Genomic DNA, 17,235 nt, shown 5'->3' on the forward strand with positions numbered 1-17,235 from the left:
GACCGCGGTTCAGGACGGGACAGGTCGGGCGAGGGCTTCCGCGACCGCCGCGGCGGTGCGGCGCACCTTGGCCGCGGCGAGGGCCAGGTTGACCGCGCCGGTCCGCGCGGCCACCGAGATCGCGGCCACCGCGACACCGGCGCCGTCGCGGATCGGCGCCCCCACGCAGACCAGGTCGGCGCGCAGCTCACCGCGGTCGACCGCGACGCCCTGCGACCGGACCCGGCCGATCTCCGCGAGCAGGTCCTCGCGGCGGGTGATCGTCGACCGGGTCGCCGCCTCGAGGTCCGCCTCCACCACGTCGGCCACCACCTCCGCCGCGGAGAAGGCCAGGATCGCCTTGCCGACCGCCGAGAGGTGGATCGGCATCCGGCCGCCGACCACCGACGGCGCCGGGCTCGGCCGCCCGCCGACCAGCTTCTCCAGGTAGACCACGTCGGTGCGGTCGCGCACGGCCAGGTGGACGGTGCCGCCGGTGGCGGTCATCAGGTCCTGCATGTGCGGAAGGGCGACGGCGCGGAGGTCGGGCCTGCCCGAGGCGCGCATGCCGAGCTCGAACAGGAGCAGCCCGAGCCGGAGCAGGTCGCCGTCGCGTTCCACCGCGCCGATCCGGATCAACGGCTCGAGGAGGTCGTGGACGGTGGTCTTCGGGTACCCGGCCCGCCGGGCCAGCTCGCCGAGCGACACCGAGCCCCGCTCCGGGAACGCCATCAGGATGCCGAACGCGCGATCCACCGGAGCACGCCCGTTCGGTTGAGCCGAACGCATGCCTGGACCATACTCCGCGCGGTGGCCACGATGGCCCGCATGCCCCTGGTCAGCGTGGTCCAAGCGACACCCGTCCCCGACGATCCCGGCGCGACGGTCGACAAGGTCGGCGAGCTCGTCGGCGCGGCGCGGGCGGAGGGCGCCGAGCTCTGCCTGCTGCCGGAGGCCTTCGTCGGCGGCTACCCCAAGGGGAGCACGTTCGGCGGGTACGTGGGCGGCCGGACCGACGCCGGGCGGGAGGAGTTCGGGCGGTACTGGGAGTCGGCGATCACCGTGCCGGGGCCGGAGGCGGGCAGGCTGGCCGAGGTGGCCAGGTCGAACCGGGTGCACCTGGTGGTCGGTGTCGTCGAGCGCGCGGGCGGCACGCTGTACTGCGCGGTGCTCACCTTCGGCCCGGACGGCGCGCTGGTCGGCAAGCGGCGCAAGCTGATGCCCACGGGCGCGGAGCGGATGGTCTGGGGCTTCGGCGACGGGTCCACCCTCCAGGTCCACGACACCGCGCTGGGCCGCCTGGGCGCGGTGATCTGCTGGGAGAACTACATGCCGCTGCTGCGCACCACGATGTACCACAAGGGCATCGAGATCTACTGCGCGCCGACCGCCGACGGACGTCCGACCTGGGTCTCGACGATGCGGCACATCGCCGTGGAGGGCCGGTGCTTCGTGCTGTCCTGCAACCAGTTCGCCCGGCGCTCCGACTTCCCCGCGCACCAGCAGAACCTGGTCGGGGCCCAACCCGACGACGTCGTCGCCACCGGCGGGAGCTGCATCGTGGGCCCGCTCGGCGAGATCCTGGCCGGGCCCGCGTGGGACGGCGAGCAGACCCTGTTCGCCGAGATCGACCTGGCCGCGCTGCCGCGGGCGCGGTACGACTTCGACGCGGTCGGCCACTGCGCCCGCCCGGACGTGTTCCGGCTGACCGTCGACCAGACCGTCCGCGAGGCGGTCGCCTACGCGTCGGACCAGGACCCGACCGCCGACCCGAGGAGCACCCGATGACCGGAACAGCGCTCCCGGCGGAGGTCGGCAGGCAGGCCGTCCGCTCGGCCGCGGAGATCATCGCGCCCCACGTCCGGCGCACGCCCGTGCTGCGGGTGGCGACCGGCTCTGCGGTGGTCACGATCAAAGCGGAGTCCCTGCAGGTCACCGGCTCGTTCAAGGTGCGGGGAGCGCTGAACACCGTGCTCGGCGCCGAGCTTTCGGCCGACGGGGTCGTCACGGCCAGCGGCGGCAACCACGCCATCGCGGTCGCCTACGCCGCCCAGCGCAGGGGTACGCCCTGCCGGGTCTACGTGCCGGAGATCTGCCCACCGGTCAAGCGCCGCAAGATCGCCGAGCTGGGCGCGGACCTGGTCGTCGGCGGCCTGGTCTACGCGGAGTGCGCCGAGGCCGCCGCCGAGTGGGCGGCCCGGACCGGCGCGCTGGACGTGCACGCGTTCGACCGGGAGTCGGTCATCGCCGGTCAGGGAACCGTGGGCGCGGAACTTCAGGAGCAGCACCCCGCGGCGGACACCGTGCTGGTGCCGGTGGGCGGCGGCGGCCTGGTGGCGGGCATCGCGGCCTGGTACGGCGACACCGCGCGGGTGGTCGGCGTGGAACCGGAGTCGTGCCCGACGCTGACCACCGCGCTCGCCGTGGGCGAACCCGTGGACGTGAGCACCGGCGGCCGGGCCGCCGACTCCCTCGGCGCGCGCAGAGTCGGACGACTCGCGCTGGCCACGGCCGTCCGCCACGGGCTGCGGACGGTGACGGTCGACGACGCGGCGATCCTGGCCGCCCAGCGCTTCCTGCTGGAGCGGGTCGGGCTGCTGGTGGAGCCCGGCGGCGCGACCGCTTTCGCCGCCGTCCTCAGCGGCGCCTACCGGCCCGCGGACGGCGAGCAGGTCGCGGTGGTCGCCTCCGGCAGCAACGCCGACCTCGCCGCACTCGTCCCGGCCGGGTAGCCCGTCCGGTGTGAAGGCCGATGGCCCTCGCGGCCGGGATGGCAGTACCGCCCGGCCTCTTCCGCCCCGCAGGCGCGCCGGCCTGCGGGGCGGAAGACCGCGAGGACGTGCTCACGGCGGGACCGCACGGTGGTGGCCGAGCAGCCCGTCGCCCCTCGCTGACGCCTTCCACCTCGGAGCGCCGGTGGGCCGTGCTGGACACCCGTGAGCACCGCGGGACGTGGACACCGGACACCGTCGCGGCACAGGATCCGTGCCAGGACGACGGTGCCGTCCACGGACTCCGAGGACCGGTCGATGAGCATTCCGCCTCCCGCCGAGCGGGGGCGCCTCGGCGGAGGCGTCCTGCTCGACGTCGAGGCGACCGGTGGTCCCGCGTCCCCCACGGCCACGGCCGGCAGCACCGCGGCGGGCCGGCCGGAGGAGGGATCCGTGTTCGGCTCCGGGTCCCCGGCCGCAGTCAGCGCCCGCGTGGGTGAAGTGCGCCCCACGCGCCTGTTCTCGGACTCCCCCTGCCGTCCACGTCGACTGTTACCCGACGCCCGCCGGGTGGCCCGCGCCGGGCGGTGACGACCCCTTGTCCGGTCGCGCGCGGCTCCGGAGGTGACGGAGACCACCTGCTTCGAATTCGAAGCAGGTGGTAGCGTGATCCTCAGTTGCTTCGAACTCGAAGCACAATCCCACTCGAACGAAGGCGAGGCCCTCTCATGAAGGCAGTGCGGTTCCACGACTACGGCACCCCCGAGGTCCTGCGCTACGAGGACGTGGACCAGCCGGTCCCCGGTGCCGGGCAGGTCCGCGTCCGGGTCGCCGCGACGTCGTTCAACCCGATCGACGCCAGCGTCCGCGCGGGCAACATGCAGGGCCCCATGCCGGTGGTCCTGCCGCACACCCCCGGCCGCGACGTCGCGGGCACGGTCGACGCGCTCGGCGACGGCGTGGACGGCCTGGCGGTCGGCGACGAGGTCGTCGGGTTCCTGCCGATGACCGACGACGGCGCGTCGGCGGAGTACATCCTGGTCCCGGCCGAGATCCTGACCCCCGCGCCCACGAGCGTCCCGCTGTCGGACGCGGCGGCGTTGCCGCTGGTGGGGCTGACCGCGTGGCAGGCGCTGTTCGACCACGGCAAGCTCGCCGTCGGGCAACGCGTGCTGGTCAACGGCGCGGGCGGCGCCGTAGGCGGTTACGCCGTGCAGCTGGCCAAGTGGGCGGGCGCGCACGTGGTCGCCACGGCCAGTCCGCGCAGCGCCGAGCTCGTCAAGGCCCACGGCGCCGACGAGGTCGTCGACCACACCTCCGCCGACGTGGTCGGGGCGGTGTCCGAGCCGGTCGACGTCGTGCTCAACCTCGCGCCGGTCGCCCCGGAGCAGCTGGCCGCGCTGGCCACCGTCGTCCGGCCCGGCGGTGTCGTGGTGAACACGACCGTGTGGATGCCCGCGCCCGACGACGAGGAGCGCGGTGTGCGCGGCGTCAACCTGTTCGTGCGCAGCGACGCCGAGCAGCTCGCCCGGCTGGTGGGACTGGTCGACGGCGGCGACCTGCGCGTCGAGGTCGCCCGGCGCGTGCCGCTGGCGGAGCTGCCCGCGCTGCACACCCAGGCCGCCGAGGGCGCCTTGGCCGGCAAGGTCGTCGTCCTCGTGTCCGGCGCCTGATCACCTCACACACCCGAACGAACCCTGACAAGGACACAGCCATGTCGTTGAACCTGGATCCCGAGATCGCCGAGGCACTCGCCCCGATGGCAGGAGCCATGGCGGGCTTCACCCCGCCCGCGGTGGGCGACGTGCCGGGGCGCCGCGCCTTCTGGGAGCCGATCATCGGCTCCGCGAGCACGGCCCAGCCGATCCCCGCCGACGTGACGACGACCGACCACGACATCACGACGGACGACGGCACGCGGATCACCGCGCGCTGGTACACCAAGCCCGACGCGACGCCGGGCCCCGCGGTGCTGTTCTTCCACGGCGGCGGCTACATCTTCGGCCACATCGGCCTGTTCGACGGACCCGTCTCCCGCTACGTGGCCGCCAGCGGCGTCCCCATGCTGTCGGTCGAGTACCGCCGCGCCCCCGAGCACCCGTTCCCCACACCGCTGGAGGACGCCTACGCCGCACTGGTCTGGCTGCACGAGAACGCCGCCGGGCTGGGCGTGGACCCCGACCGGATCGGCGTCATGGGCGACAGCGCGGGCGGCGGTCTGGCCGCGGCACTGGCGATCCTCACCCGCGACCGCGGTGGGCCGGCGATCGCCCGGCAGATCCTGGTCATGCCGATGCTCGACGACCGCACGACCACCCCCGACCCGCACATCGAGCCGTACGTGCTGTGGTCCTACGACGACAGCCGCACCGCCTGGCCCGCCCTGCTCGGCGACGCCGCGGGCGGACCCGACGTCCCGCCCACCGCGGCACCGGCCCGGCTGGAGGACGCCACCGGCCTGCCGCCCGCGTACATCGAGGTCGGCCAGCTCGACGTGTTCCGCGACGAGGACACCGCCTACGCCACCAAGCTCAGCCGGGCGGGCGTCCAGGTCGAGTTCCACCTGCACCCCGGCGCACCGCACGAGTTCGACTCGATCGCGTTCACCTCCGACGTCGCCCGCCGCGCCATCGCCGACCGCGTCCGCGTGCTCAAGTCGATCTGACACCGCGCGCGTTCGCCCTTCCCCCAAGGAGATGGGCGAACGCGCCCCTGGCGGCCCGGCCGCTTCGCCTACGAGATCACGGGTTCCACCAACGCGCTGGTGGCCGCGATCCGCGAGGTGGAGCGGGTGGCGGGCCGCGGCGAGTCCTCAGTGGACCGGTCCGGTCGGGCCCCGGTCCGGCGCGGTCCACACCCGGTGTTCCCGCATCCGGGACCTGAGCACGTCGAACTCGCACCCCGGCGCGTCCGGGTCGAAGCCGTGCTCGATCAGCCAGCGCGAGGCCACCAGGCCGCGCAACGACCACCAGGCGCGGATCACGTCCCGGTCCGCGTCGGCTCCGTAGCCGACCAGCAGGTCGTCCAGGCGTTCCTCGTGCCCGAGCGTCAGGGTGGCGAGGTCGAACATGGCGTCGCCGGGCGCGGCCTCCGACCAGTCGATGATGCCGGTGACCTCGTCGCCGTCGACGAACACGTGGGTGATCTGCAGGTCCCCGTGGATGAACGCCGGTGTCCACGGCCGGAGCGCGGCCTCGGCGATCCCGCGGTTGTGCCGGACCACCTCGGCGGGCAGCACGGCGTTGGCCAGCAGCCACTCGCACTCCCGGTCGAGCTCCGCTGCCACGTCGTCGAGCCCACGGCCCGGCCACGGCGGCAAGGGCGCGTCGTGCAGCCTCCGGATGGCGGCGCCCGCGGCCGCCCACGCCGCGGGCGACGCCGTCGACGGTTCGCCGAGCAGCCCCAGCGCCTTGCCCGGCACGGCGGCGATCGCGAGCACGGGAGGCTCGTGCCAGAGGACCGCCGGGGTCGGTACCGGCACCACGGCCATCGCCCGCACCTCGACCTCGGCGTGCGCCGGGTCCACGTCCACCTTCAGGAACACCCCGCCGACGCGCAGCGTCGTGCGCTGGCTGTGGGCCACGACGACCTCGATCTCCTCCACACCGGGCATCCTGGACGGGGACGGCCGCCGCTGTCGCCGGATTTAGCGCCTCAGGACGCCGGGGCCTGGGCCGGACCCACGAAGTGGACCTCCGGGAACCGCGGTGACGGGCACTCGAGCAGCGGCTGGGGCCGGTGCCGCAGGTGCAGGTCGGTGAACGCGGCCACGTAGGCGCGGTCGATCTCGACGACGCGGGCGCCGGGCAGCGCCGCGGGCGGCAGGCCGAGCCATTCGGTGAGCACCGCCGCGTCGCTGAACGAGGTGTGCGTCGCCCGCGGCACCTGCAGCCAACGGCGCCAGCCGGTCAGGTGGGCCCACGTCCGGTCCCAGTCCGGGCGGTCCCCCGGCGCGCCGTTCTCCCCGCCCAGCATCAGGAACGGGCGCGCCAGGTCCTCGGGCGGTGCCGGTTGGAACGAGCCGTCCATGTTGATCCCGGCGTCCACCCTCGGGTCCACGAGCATCATCGCGGCGGCGGCCGATCCGCCGATCGAGTGGCCCGCGACCTCGATCCGGTCGGGGTCGACCAGCCGTCCGTAGCGGGGGTCGGCGAGCAGCCGGTCCAGCACGAACGAGAGGTCCAGCACCCGGCTGGCGGTGATCGCCGTCCCGCTCGTCCCTCCCTTGCACACCACGCACGGGGCCACGTGACCGTCGGGGAACGTGACCGCGGCGCCCTCGTAGGTGTGGTCGACGCCGGCCACGACGTAGCCGCGGCCGGCGAGGTCCTCGGCGAGGGAGGTGAGCGTCCAGCGGGGGAAGGCAAGTCCCGGCGAGAGCACGACCAGCGGCGACCGGCCGGGCAGCGGTGGCGCGTCGGTCCGCGAGTGGGTGCCCACCCCGGCCAGGGCGTCGGGAGGCGCGGTGGTGATGCCGTACAGCTCCAGCAGCAGCCGGGACTCCTCGGCCGTGGCGTAGGGCGCGCGGTCGCCGCGGTCCGCGACGGCCGGGTACCACAGGGAGACCATCAGCTCCCGCGGTCCGGTCGGCACCCAGGGGTCCGTCCGGTCCTGGTCGACCAGGTGCAGGTCGGTCCGGCCGACCGGGTGCGGTCCGGTCGGCGCGGGCAGGACCCACTGGTCCGGTGTGGCGGTGGCGGGCGCGGCCAACGCCACGACCGCGACCGCGGCGGCGATGGCCGCGGCCGTCCTGCGCATCAACTGGTTCGGAGTCATCACGGTGGCGACGGTAGGGAGGCGCGCTGTGCCGGGGCATCGGTCTTCCGCCGGGCGGGCACCCCGACTTTCGTCAGGGGCAAGGGATCGCGCCGCTTTGTAGGGTGGGTCGATGGGTGTTCGGGGAGCGGATCCGGTGTGGGCGCCGGTGCTGGTGCTGTCGGCCGGGTTGTCGCTCTCGGTGGCGCTGACGTTCGACGGCGGCGGCTGGCTGGCGGTGCCGATGGCGGTGCTGGGCTACCCGGCGGGCAGGCGGATGACGTCCGTTCCGCTCGCGTTGCGGGTGTTCGGCGCCGTGCTGTGCACCGGGCTCGCGCTGGCGCTCTGGCGTTCGCCCGACCCGTTCGCGGACTGGCTCTCGGTGCTGTTCGTCGAGTTCTCCGCGTCGGTGCTGCCGTGGTCGCTCGGCCGCTACCAGCGGCTGCGCGCCGAGCAGCGCGAGCACGAGCGGGCCGCGGTCGCCGAGCAGGCCAGGCTGCGCGAGCGGGAGCGGATCGCGCGGGACGTGCACGACTCGATCGGCCACGAGCTGGCGCTGATCGCGTTGCACGGCGGGGCGCTGGAGCTCGCGGCGGACCTCACCGACGAGCAGAAGCGGGCGGCGGGCGAGGTGCGGGCCGGGGCGGTCCGGGCCACCCACCGGCTGCACGACATCGTGCAGGTGTTCGGCGGCGCGGCCTCCCTTCGGCCCGCCGACGAGAGCATCGACGACCTGGTCCGCCGCGCGTCGCAGGCGGGTCTGCGGGTCCGCCTCCGGCACGTCGGCACGGCACCCGCGTGGTCGCCGATGACCAGGCAGGCCGCCCACCGCGTGGTCCAGGAGTCGTTGACCAACGCCACCCGGCACGCTCCGGGCGCGCCGGTCACCGTCACGATCGCGCGCCGGGACGACGGCACCCGAGTCGAGGTCGTGAACGAGCCGGCGGCGCGGTCGGACGGCGGCACGGGGACCGGGCTGGGGCTGATCGGGCTGGCGGAGCGGGTCCGCCTCGCGGGCGGGCGGTTGTCCGCGGGGCCGCGGCCCGACGGCGGCTGGGCGGTGACCGCCGTGCTGGCCGACGGCACCGGGCCGTGGCGGGACGCGGGCCCGCCGGACCCCGCCCCCGACGGCAGGCGGTGGATCGCCGCGCCGCCGCTCGGCGTCGGGCTCGCGCTCGTCGTCGTGCTCGCCGTCCTCCAGGTGGTCACGGTGACGCGGACCGGGCTCGCCGACGACCGGTTCGCGGACCTGCGGTCCGGGCTGACCCGCGCGGACGTCGACCGGCTGCTGCCGCCCGACGACCTCGGTCCGGCCCCGAGGGTGCTCGCCACCCCGCCCCGGCCCGAGGACGCGAGCTGCGTCTACTACCTGGCGGGCGACAACCTGCTCGACCTCGACCCCGACGCCTACCAGCTCTGCTTCGTCGACGACGTGCTGGTGGCGAAGAACCGGCTGGAGAGGGCGTAGCGCGGTGCCCCCGATCCAGGTGCTCGTGGCCGACGACGAGGTGATGGTCCGCTCGGGCATCCGGGCGATCCTGGCCACCGACGACGGCATCGAGGTCGTCGCCGAGGCCGCCGACGGGCGCCGGGCGGTCGAGCTGGTGCGCGCCCACCGCCCCGACGTGGCGCTGCTGGACATCCGGATGCCCGAGCTCGACGGGCTCGCCGCGGCCGACGAGATCGCCGTGGTGGCCCCGGTGACCAGCGTCATCGTGCTCACCACGTTCGGCCAGGACGACTACGTCGCCAGGGCCCTCGGCGGCGGGGCCGCGGGCTTCCTGCTCAAGGCCTCCGACCCGCGCGAGCTGATCACCGCGGTGCACGCCGTCGCCGACGGCGCCGCGTTCCTCTCCCCCGCCGTCGCCCACAGGGTCGTCCGCAGCTACCGCGACGTCGGCGCCTCCGCCACACGGGCCCGGCGCCGGGTCGAGGCGCTGACCGACCGCGAGCACGACGTCCTGGCCCTGCTCGGCGCCGGGCACTCCAACGCCGAGATCGCCAAGGCGCTGCACGTCGTCGAGGGCACGGTGAAGGCCCACGTCAGCTCCATCCTGGACAAGCTCGACGCCCGCAACCGCGTCCAGGCCGCCATCGTCGCCTACGAGGCGGGCCTGGCCTGAGCCCGACCGGTGAGCGGCCGTCCACCGGGACCGGACGCGCCGGTCCGCCCTACTTGACGACCCGGTACCGCAGGTGGTCGACGGCCGGGGAGCCGGGCGTCTCGACGCGCTCCAGCCCGATGGCCGAGCCGAGTGCGGCGAACAGGGGCGTGCCACCGCCGATGAGCAGCGGGACCACGTGCACGGAGATCTCGTCGACCAGGCCCAGCGGCAGGGCCTGCTGCAGCACGGTGGCGCCGTGCAGGCACACCCACTTGTCCCCCGCGGCCTCCCGCGCCAGCCCGATCGCGCTCGCGACGCCATCGGTGACGAAGGTGTAGCCGGGGTGGTCCTCGGCGGGCGCGTCGTGGGTGACCACGAAGCTCCGGCTGCCGGGAACCGGACCGCCGGGGCCCCACTCGTGCACGGTCTTGTCGAACGACGTGCGCCCCATCACCACGGCACCGCAGTGGGCGACCGCGTCTTCGAGGTACCCGCGGTCCGCGTCGGCGGGGTCCTTGAACATCCAGTCGTGCAGGCTGTCCGCGCCGTCGCCGAACGGGTTCCCGCGGCCCGCGTTCGGGCCGGTGACGTAGCCGTCGAGCGAGATCGACATGTCGCAGATGACCAGTCCCATGATCCTGATCCCTTCCGGTTGCACCTTGCTTCCACAGACACGTCGAACGGGCGGCTCCCGTTTCGACAACCGCCCTCGAACGACGTCGCCGAGGTCCGGCGGAAATGCGTTTGGTGGGTCGGGGCCGGGTGGTTAGCGTGCGGGTGACCGTGACATCGCAGCAGGAGGTGGGACCCGTGAACACCGCAACGACATGGGTGCTCCCCTCCCCGTCACGGCCGGGCGGCTGACGCAGGTGCCGCCGGGAGCGCCTGGACACCAAGGCGATCCCGAAAGGCATCCATGCATCCCGCGCGCTTCACCACGAAGACGTCATCGGACGGCGTCACCGAGCAGGACTTCACGATCGGCGAGGTCCCCGGCGTCCTCTGGTCGCCCACCTCCTCGTCGACACCGACCCCCCTCGTGCTGCTGGGGCACAGCGGCAACACCCACAAGCGGACACCGGCGGTGGTGGGGCTGGCCCGGCGCCTCGTGACCGACGGCGGCTTCGCGGTCGCCGCCCTCGACGCGCCAGGTCACGGCGACCGCCCGCGCAGCGCGTCCGACGAACGCCGGATCGCCGCCCTGCGGAGGCTGACGCCGGGGCAACCGATCGGCCCGGTGGTCGAGCGGCTCGCCGCCGACATCGCGGACCGCGCCGTACCCGAATGGCAGGCGACCCTGGACGCCCTGCTGGAACTGCCGGAACTCGAAGGCCCGATCGGCTACCACGGCATGGACACCGCCACCGCGGTCGGCATGCGGCTGACCGCGGTCGACCCCAGGGTCACGGCCGCCGTCTTCGGCCAGTTCTGGTCCGACACCCTGACCGGCACGGCCGAGCGGATCACCGTCCCGGTCGAGGTGGTCCTCCAGTGGGACGACACGCGCATCGACCGCCACCACGGCCTCGCGCTGTTCGACGCGTTCGCCTCACGGGAGAAGTCGTTGCACGCCAACGCGGGCGCCTACCAGGACGTGCCCGCGTTCGAAACCGACAGCGCCGTCCGCTTCTTCACCCGGCACCTCCGCCGGACCACCGCGGCCTGACCCGGCGGGGACCGGCGACCACTCCGGTCGCCGGTCCCCCTGGTCGGGGCCGGGCCAGCGGGTACCCGATCGGGTACCGGCACTACGGTGACCCCAAGGACGAGGAACGGACCACACCATGACAGCGGCACCAGGCCGGCACACCCACGGCGAGCCGGGACAGGCGGCGGAGGACGACCTGCGCGCCCTGTTCGGGCGGTCCACGGTCATGTTCGCCTCGCTCGTGGGCCCCGAGCACCTGGTGGACACGGCGAACCCGGCGTTCTTCGCCACCTTCGCGGGCCAACGGGCGCGCACCGGGCCCACCCCGCTCGGCGAACTGGTCCCCGAACTGGCCGAGCAGGGCTTCATCGCGGTGCTCGACGAGGTCCGCCGCACCGGGGAGTCCCACACCGGCCACGACGTCCGGATCGTGCTCGGCACGGGCCTCCACGCCAGGGAGGCGTTCTTCGACTTCACCCACGAGCCGCGCCGCGACCCCGACGGCACCGTCACCGGGATCCGGGTGATCGGCGTCGAGACCACCCAGGCCAAGCACGCCCAGCACCTGATGACCGAGCACCGCGCCCTGCTGGAGCAGATCGCCCGGCAGGCACCCCTGACCGAGGTCCTCGACGGGATGGCCCGCTGCATCGAGACCCTGTCACCGCAGGAGGTGCTCGTCTCCGTGCTGCTCGCCGAACCCGACGGCCTGCACCTGCGCCACGGGGCCGCGCCGAGCCTGCCCGACTTCTACAACCGGGCCATCGACGGGATCGCCACCGGTGAGGGCGTCGGCTCGTGCGGCACGGCCGCCCACCGGCGGGAACCGGTCATCGTCACCGACATCGCCACCGACCCGTTCTGGGACGACTTCCGGGACCTGGCCGACCGGGCGGGCGTGGCCGCCTGCTGGTCCACGCCGATCCTGGCCCGCGACGGGAGCCTGCTGGGCACCTTCGCCATGTACCACCGGGTCCCTCGCGTCCCGCAGGACTCCGACTTCGCCCTCGCCCGCGTCTTCGCGGACACCGCCGCCCTGGCCGTCGAGCGCCACCACGACGAACAGGCGCGGCGGGACGCCGAGACCCGCCTCGAAGCCGCCCACGACGACCTGGCCAAGGCGGTGCGCACCGAGCGGGAACTGCGGGCCGAGGCCGAGCAGCGCGCCGCGGCGGCCGCGGAACTGGCCGAGCGGATGCGCGCCGCCGCGGCCGCGCAGGCCGCCGTGCCGCACCCCGAGCGGTGCGGACTCGGCGGCGCCGACGGGTGCACCGCGCCCGCCGAGCTCAAGGTCGCCGACTCGTGGGGCGACTCGTCCTGGGGCTGCCAGGCCCACGTCGAGGAAGCCATGATCAACGTGCGGTCGGCGTTCATCGCCAACGAGGACCTCGGCGGCCTGGCCGCCTACATCAACCGCCGCCCGGCCGGACGTCCTCGCGTCGACTGACCCGCGGTGCCGCGTCGAGCGGGTCGAGGCACAGGCGTTGCAGGGTCGGTGCCAGTGCGATGACGAGGTCGTCGTCCCCTGTGCACGGGGCGGGGCACTTCGCTGGGCGGCCTGATCGCCCGCGACTCCGCTGGACTTCCCGACCGCGCCGCCAACCCGTGACCACGGGCGATGTCCGCGGTCACCCGACCGGTCGTGCGCCGGGGATCCCCATCGCCTCGTAGTGCGCCAGAGCCCGTGCGCGGTACTCGGCGTCGCCCGTCGCGGCGGAGATGCCGTTCAAGGCGTGCGCGTGCTCCAGGCGGTACTCGATGCGCTGGGCCAGGTCGAGCGCCTGTCGGTGGTGGTCGGCCGCCGCCGTCTCGTCGCCCTCGGACAAGCAGATCGCGCCCATGGCGTTGTGCGCCTCGGCGAGGTGGTCCGGGCTCCTCCCGTGGCCGAGCAGGTGCAACGCCTGCCGCGCCTGGTCGCGTGCGTCCGACGCTCGGCCTGCCCGGCGCAGGCCGTCGGCGAGCTCGACGAGGCCGCGGACGGTGTAGTCGGCGTTCCCGGCCTCCCGTGCGAGCTCCAGGCCTGCCGACAAGTACCGGATGGCGGTGTCGGGGTCGCCCAGTCCGCTGTGGACGGTCCCGAGGGTGGTGAGGTTGGACGCCTCCTCGTTGACGTCGCCGATCTTCCGGCTCAGCGCCAGTGCTTCCTCCAGCAGCGGACGGGCGCCGACCGCGTTGCCGAGGACGAGCTCGGTCCTGCCCGCGTTGGCGGTGCAGATCGCCTGTCCGCGGTCGTCGCCGAGGCGTTGCTGGATCCCCATCGCGGTCCTGTGCTCGTCCAGCGCCTCGACGAGGTCCCCGAGCCGGTAGTGCAACAACCCCATGACGCCGAGCGTCCAGCTCTCACCGGACTCGTCGCCGAGCTCCCGTGCCATGGCGAGGCACCGGGCGGCGTGGCCGAGGCCGGTGCGGTAGCGGCACGACATGTAGTTGGTCAGGGCGAGGTGGTACACGCTGCGGGACTCGGCGGCCAGGTCACCGAGGCGGTGCGCGGCCTCGGCGGCGGGTTCCTGGATCGCCATGAGGTCCTCGACGTGGTGGTTGATCACCAGGTAGTGCCCGACGTTGCGCGGCAGCAGGACCAGGTGCTCGTCGAAGCCGTGCCGCCCGGCGTGCCGGATCGCCGCCAGCAGGTTGCGGTTCTCGGTGGCGTACCAGCTCATCGCGCTCTTGTTGTCGCGCAGGTCGGGCACGTGGTCCGGGACGTGGGTGACCGGCGGGTCGAGCTGCCTGCGTCCGGGCTGGAGGAGGTCGGTGGCCCGTGTCGTCACGTGCAGGTAGTAGTCCAGCAACCGGTGGACCGCCGTCGGGCGTTCGGGATCGGTCGCGACCAGGGCGAGGGCGTGGTGCCGCAGGAGGTCGTGGAAGGTGTACCTGCCGGTGGCGGGCTGTTCGAGCAGGTGGTGGTCCACCAGCAGTTCCAGCACGTCCCGGGTGTCGGACACCGGCGTTCCCGTCAGCGCCGCGACGGCGGGCGGGTCGAAGTCGGTCCCCGGATGCGCGCCCAGCAGGCGGAACGTCCGCTGCTGGTCGGCCTTGAGGTACCGGTAGGACAGGGCGAAGGCGACCGCGATGTCGTGGTCCGCGTCCGGGCCGGGTAATCGGGTCCGCTCGGTCCGCATCCGGTCGACGAGGTCCGCCACGGTCCACCGCGGTCGGTGCTGGAGCCGGGTCGCGGCGATCCGCACGGCCAAGGGGAGCCGCCCGCACACCTCGACCAGTCGCGCGACCTCCTCCGGCGCGGAAGTCGCGCGCTCACCGACGATCCCGGTGAACAGCGCTGTCGCCTCGGCCTCCGACAGCACGTCGAGCGACAGCGGGACCGCGCCGTTCAACGCGGGCATCCGACGGCGGCTCGTGACCAGCACGAGGCATCCGGGAGCACCGGGGATCAGGTGCCGCACCTGGTCCGCGTCGACCGCGTTGTCGAGCACCAGCAGGGCTTCGCGGTCGGCCATCTCCGTCCGCCAGACCAGCACGCGCTGGTCGAGCCCGGCGGGGATCCGGTCGGCCGGGACGCCCAACGACCGCAGCAGCGCGTCGAGGGCCGCGGCGGGCTCGACGGGGTCGCGGTCGGGGGTGAACCCGTGCAGGTCGACGAACAGCTGCGCGTCCGGGTACCGCGGCGCCAACCGACGTGCCGCGTGCACCGCCAAGGCGGTCTTGCCGACCCCCGCCATGCCGTCGATCGCCGAGATCATGATGGTCCGGCCCGCCCGCGCACCCGTGACGAGCCGCTCCAGCTCCGGTTGACGGCCGACGAAACCCGGCACGTCGAACGGCAGCGAGTTGGGCCGCCGCCGGGACTCCGGCTCGGCGGCGGGGGTGGTCTCGGCGCGGAGGATCCGCTCGTGCGTCCTGCGCAGCTCGTCGCCGGGGTCCAGGCCGAGCTGCTCGGCGAGGACTCGACGCGTCTCGTCGTAGCGGCCGAGCGCCTCCGCCTGCCGTCCGCAGGAGTAGAGGGCGAGCATGGTCAGGCTGACGAGCTTCTCCCGCAGGGGGTGCTCCGCCGACAGCTCGACCAGCTCGCCCAGGATCTCCTGCTGCCTGCCGAGCCTCAGCACGACCTCGGCCCGCTTCTCGGAGGCCACCAGCTGCTCCTCGGCCAACCCCGTCCGCAGGCGGTCCAGCGCCTCCGCGCCCGTCGTGCCCGCCAGCGGTTCGCCGCGCCACAGCGACAACCCCTCGGTCAGCGCCCGCGCGGCGGTCTCGTCCGACCCGGCCCGGTGCGCTCGGGAGACCAGGTCGCGGAACCGGTGCACGTCGACCCGGTCCGGGTCCACGTCCAACGCGTAGCCGGGCGGACGGCGGGCGATGTCCACCCCCGCCGGGCGCAGCGCCTTGCGCAGGCGGGAGACGTAGTTGTGGATCAGGCCCCTCGCGTCGCCGGGCGGGTCCTCGCCCCACAGGACCTCCGCCAGCCGGTCCACCGGCACCCCGTCGCCCGCGCGCAACGCCAGCACCGCGAGCACGCACCGCTGCATGGGTGGTCCGACCGGCAGTCGCACGCCGTCGTGCCAAGCCTCCACCGAGCCGAGAACCCCGATGTCCATAGGGCGTGGATGGTAGTGGAAATCGTCCAGGTCCCGTCCAGATCGGGGACTTAGTGTCCGGTCAGTCGTAGCCCACGGGGCTCCACCGACGATCAGGGGGACAACAACCATGCCACTGCCGTTTCACCGATTCCTCGCGGCCACAGCCGCCGCGTTGCTGATGTCCGGCCTGGTGAGCCAGTCACCGGCCAGTGCCGCCGATGGCACGCCCGAGACGTGCGCCAAGTACGGTTTCGACGCCGGGTTCCGCGCGGGTGCGCTGATCAAGGCCATCGCCATCGGCATGGCCGAGTCCAGCTGCTACACCCATGCGACCGGGCCCACGCCGCTGGACCAGGGCATGTGGCAGATCCGGGCCTACGAAGAGCGGGTGGCCAAGTACGGCGACCTGACGAACCCGGTGAACAACGCCAAGGCGGCCTACGAGCTGTCCGACCGCGGACGGAACTGGGGGGACTGGGCCACCAACTGCTCGGACGCGTCCTCGAAGCGCTGCTACGCCCACTGGATGGACGTGGCCACGAGAACCGTCCGGTCCTTCCTGGTCCCCGATGTCAACGGGGACGGCTTCGCGGACGTCGTCGGGGTCGACGGGGGCGGCAAGCTCGTCGGCTACCACAACGGGTCACTGGTCAACGCGGGCGGTCTCCCGTTCGTGGACCGGACGTGGCGGCTGACGACCAGCGACTGGACCGGCTTCCGACACCTGGCGCTCGGGGACGTCAACCACGACGGGTTCACCGACCTGGTCGCGGCGCGCGGCGACGGCGCCCTCGTCGTGTACTGGAACGGGAGCCAGGTGAACGAAGGCGGCTACCCCTACCTCGGCGCCGGGTGGACGGAGCCCGACGGCACCTGGAACACGATGAGGCAGTTCGCGGTCGGGGACGTGACGGGCGACGGGTACGCCGACATCGTCGCCGTCGAGGGGACCGGTGCCCTGGTGGTCTACGCCAACGGGAGCCTGACCAACGCGGGCGGCAAGCCCTTCACCACCGCGACCTGGCGGCTCGGCGACTGGAGCGGGGTCCGGGACATCGCGGTGACCGACGTGAACCTCGACGGGTACGCGGACATCGTCGGCATCGACTCGGACGGCAAGCTCTTCGGCTACCACAACGGTTCGCAGGTCAACCCGGGACGGGTCCCGTTCTCCGATGAGACGTGGCGGCTGACCGACAGCGACTGGAACGCCGTGGCGGACATCACCGCGGGCGACACCAGCGGCGACCGGTACGGCGACCTGGTCGCGGTCGGGAACGACGGCAGCCTTTCGGTCTACGACAACGGGATCCTCCTGCCCGGCAGCGACGGGATCCCGTACCACCACGTGACGCACAAGACCTCGGGCACCTGGAACACCTTCCTCCACGTCGCCTGACCACCACGAACACCCCCGTCCCTCCTTTTCGGAGGGTGGTCAAGCGCGCCCGGAGAACCTTGCGCGACAACGGGGGAACTCCACCACCACCACCACGAAAGGAAGA

General features: G+C 73.8%; 15 protein-coding genes. 10 read left to right on the plus strand and 5 right to left on the minus strand.

The genetic code is table 11. The annotated features are described in order from the left end of the window. Nucleotides 1-9 precede the first annotated feature (9 nt). On the minus strand, nt 10-768 hold the full coding sequence (locus CLV43_RS18050) for an IclR family transcriptional regulator (RefSeq protein WP_106188386.1): 759 nt from the start codon (nt 766-768) through the stop codon (nt 10-12). A gap of 39 nt (nt 769-807) precedes the next feature. Here CLV43_RS18050 and CLV43_RS18055 point away from each other — a divergent pair, with 39 nt between their 5' ends. The 5 genes from CLV43_RS18055 to CLV43_RS18070 all read left to right on the plus strand — a co-directional run bounded on the left by CLV43_RS18055 (nt 808) and on the right by CLV43_RS18070 (nt 5,355). Beyond that, complete coding sequence (locus CLV43_RS18055) at nt 808-1,767, plus strand: nitrilase-related carbon-nitrogen hydrolase (RefSeq protein WP_245886630.1); 960 nt, start codon at nt 808-810, stop codon at nt 1,765-1,767. Next, on the plus strand, nt 1,764-2,711 hold the full coding sequence (locus CLV43_RS18060) for a threonine/serine dehydratase (RefSeq protein WP_106188387.1): 948 nt from the start codon (nt 1,764-1,766) through the stop codon (nt 2,709-2,711). Before CLV43_RS18055 ends, CLV43_RS18060 begins: the two co-directional genes overlap by 4 nt. Before the next feature lie 297 nt (nt 2,712-3,008). After that, the gene (locus CLV43_RS47120) at nt 3,009-3,281 is read left to right on the plus strand and encodes a hypothetical protein (protein WP_146174796.1); all 273 of its coding nucleotides are present in this window, start codon (nt 3,009-3,011) and stop codon (nt 3,279-3,281) included. Between the two features lie 137 nt (nt 3,282-3,418). Continuing rightward, on the plus strand, nt 3,419-4,363 hold the full coding sequence (locus CLV43_RS18065; RefSeq protein WP_106188388.1) for an NADP-dependent oxidoreductase: 945 nt from the start codon (nt 3,419-3,421) through the stop codon (nt 4,361-4,363). A gap of 41 nt (nt 4,364-4,404) precedes the next feature. Next, complete coding sequence (locus CLV43_RS18070) at nt 4,405-5,355, plus strand: alpha/beta hydrolase (RefSeq protein ID WP_106188389.1); 951 nt, start codon at nt 4,405-4,407, stop codon at nt 5,353-5,355. A 147-nt stretch (nt 5,356-5,502) separates the two neighbouring features. On the opposite strand, the gene CLV43_RS18075 is transcribed toward CLV43_RS18070, so the two are convergent. Then, nucleotides 5,503-6,294, minus strand: coding sequence for a phosphotransferase family protein (locus CLV43_RS18075; RefSeq protein ID WP_106188390.1), 792 nt, complete (start codon nt 6,292-6,294; stop codon nt 5,503-5,505). A gap of 50 nt (nt 6,295-6,344) precedes the next feature. Continuing rightward, on the minus strand, nt 6,345-7,466 hold the full coding sequence (locus CLV43_RS18080; RefSeq protein ID WP_245886717.1) for an alpha/beta hydrolase family protein: 1,122 nt from the start codon (nt 7,464-7,466) through the stop codon (nt 6,345-6,347). Between the two features lie 112 nt (nt 7,467-7,578). On the opposite strand from CLV43_RS18080, the gene CLV43_RS18085 reads away from it, so the two are divergent. Both CLV43_RS18085 and CLV43_RS18090 read left to right on the plus strand, forming a co-directional pair. Next, nucleotides 7,579-8,913, plus strand: coding sequence for a sensor histidine kinase (locus CLV43_RS18085; RefSeq protein ID WP_106188392.1), 1,335 nt, complete (start codon nt 7,579-7,581; stop codon nt 8,911-8,913). Nucleotides 8,914-8,917: 4 nt separating this feature from the next. Further along, on the plus strand, nt 8,918-9,568 hold the full coding sequence (locus CLV43_RS18090; RefSeq protein WP_281262165.1) for a response regulator: 651 nt from the start codon (nt 8,918-8,920) through the stop codon (nt 9,566-9,568). Between the two features lie 49 nt (nt 9,569-9,617). Here CLV43_RS18090 and CLV43_RS18095 read toward each other — a convergent pair whose 3' ends face one another. Then, on the minus strand, nt 9,618-10,184 hold the full coding sequence (locus CLV43_RS18095; RefSeq protein WP_106188790.1) for a dihydrofolate reductase family protein: 567 nt from the start codon (nt 10,182-10,184) through the stop codon (nt 9,618-9,620). A gap of 282 nt (nt 10,185-10,466) precedes the next feature. On the opposite strand from CLV43_RS18095, the gene CLV43_RS18100 reads away from it, so the two are divergent. Further along, nucleotides 10,467-11,216 (plus strand): dienelactone hydrolase family protein, encoded by a 750-nt coding sequence (locus CLV43_RS18100; protein ID WP_106188393.1) that lies wholly within the window; start codon nt 10,467-10,469, stop codon nt 11,214-11,216. 118 nt (nt 11,217-11,334) lie between these two features. Beyond that, entirely contained in the window at nt 11,335-12,645 is a 1,311-nt protein-coding gene (locus tag CLV43_RS18105; RefSeq protein WP_106188394.1) for a GAF domain-containing protein, read from the plus strand. Nucleotides 12,646-12,826: 181 nt separating this feature from the next. On the opposite strand, the gene CLV43_RS18110 is transcribed toward CLV43_RS18105, so the two are convergent. After that, nucleotides 12,827-15,748 carry an AfsR/SARP family transcriptional regulator gene (locus CLV43_RS18110; protein ID WP_170155890.1) on the minus strand — a complete coding sequence of 974 codons (2,922 nt, stop codon included), beginning with the start codon at nt 15,746-15,748 and terminating at the stop codon, nt 12,827-12,829. 109 nt (nt 15,749-15,857) lie between these two features. Here CLV43_RS18110 and CLV43_RS18115 point away from each other — a divergent pair, with 109 nt between their 5' ends. Continuing rightward, nucleotides 15,858-17,129 carry an FG-GAP-like repeat-containing protein gene (locus CLV43_RS18115; protein WP_106188396.1) on the plus strand — a complete coding sequence of 424 codons (1,272 nt, stop codon included), beginning with the start codon at nt 15,858-15,860 and terminating at the stop codon, nt 17,127-17,129. Nucleotides 17,130-17,235: the final 106 nt, after the last annotated feature.

The organism is Umezawaea tangerina, from assembly GCF_003002815.1.
GTDB lineage: Bacteria > Actinomycetota > Actinomycetes > Mycobacteriales > Pseudonocardiaceae > Umezawaea > Umezawaea tangerina.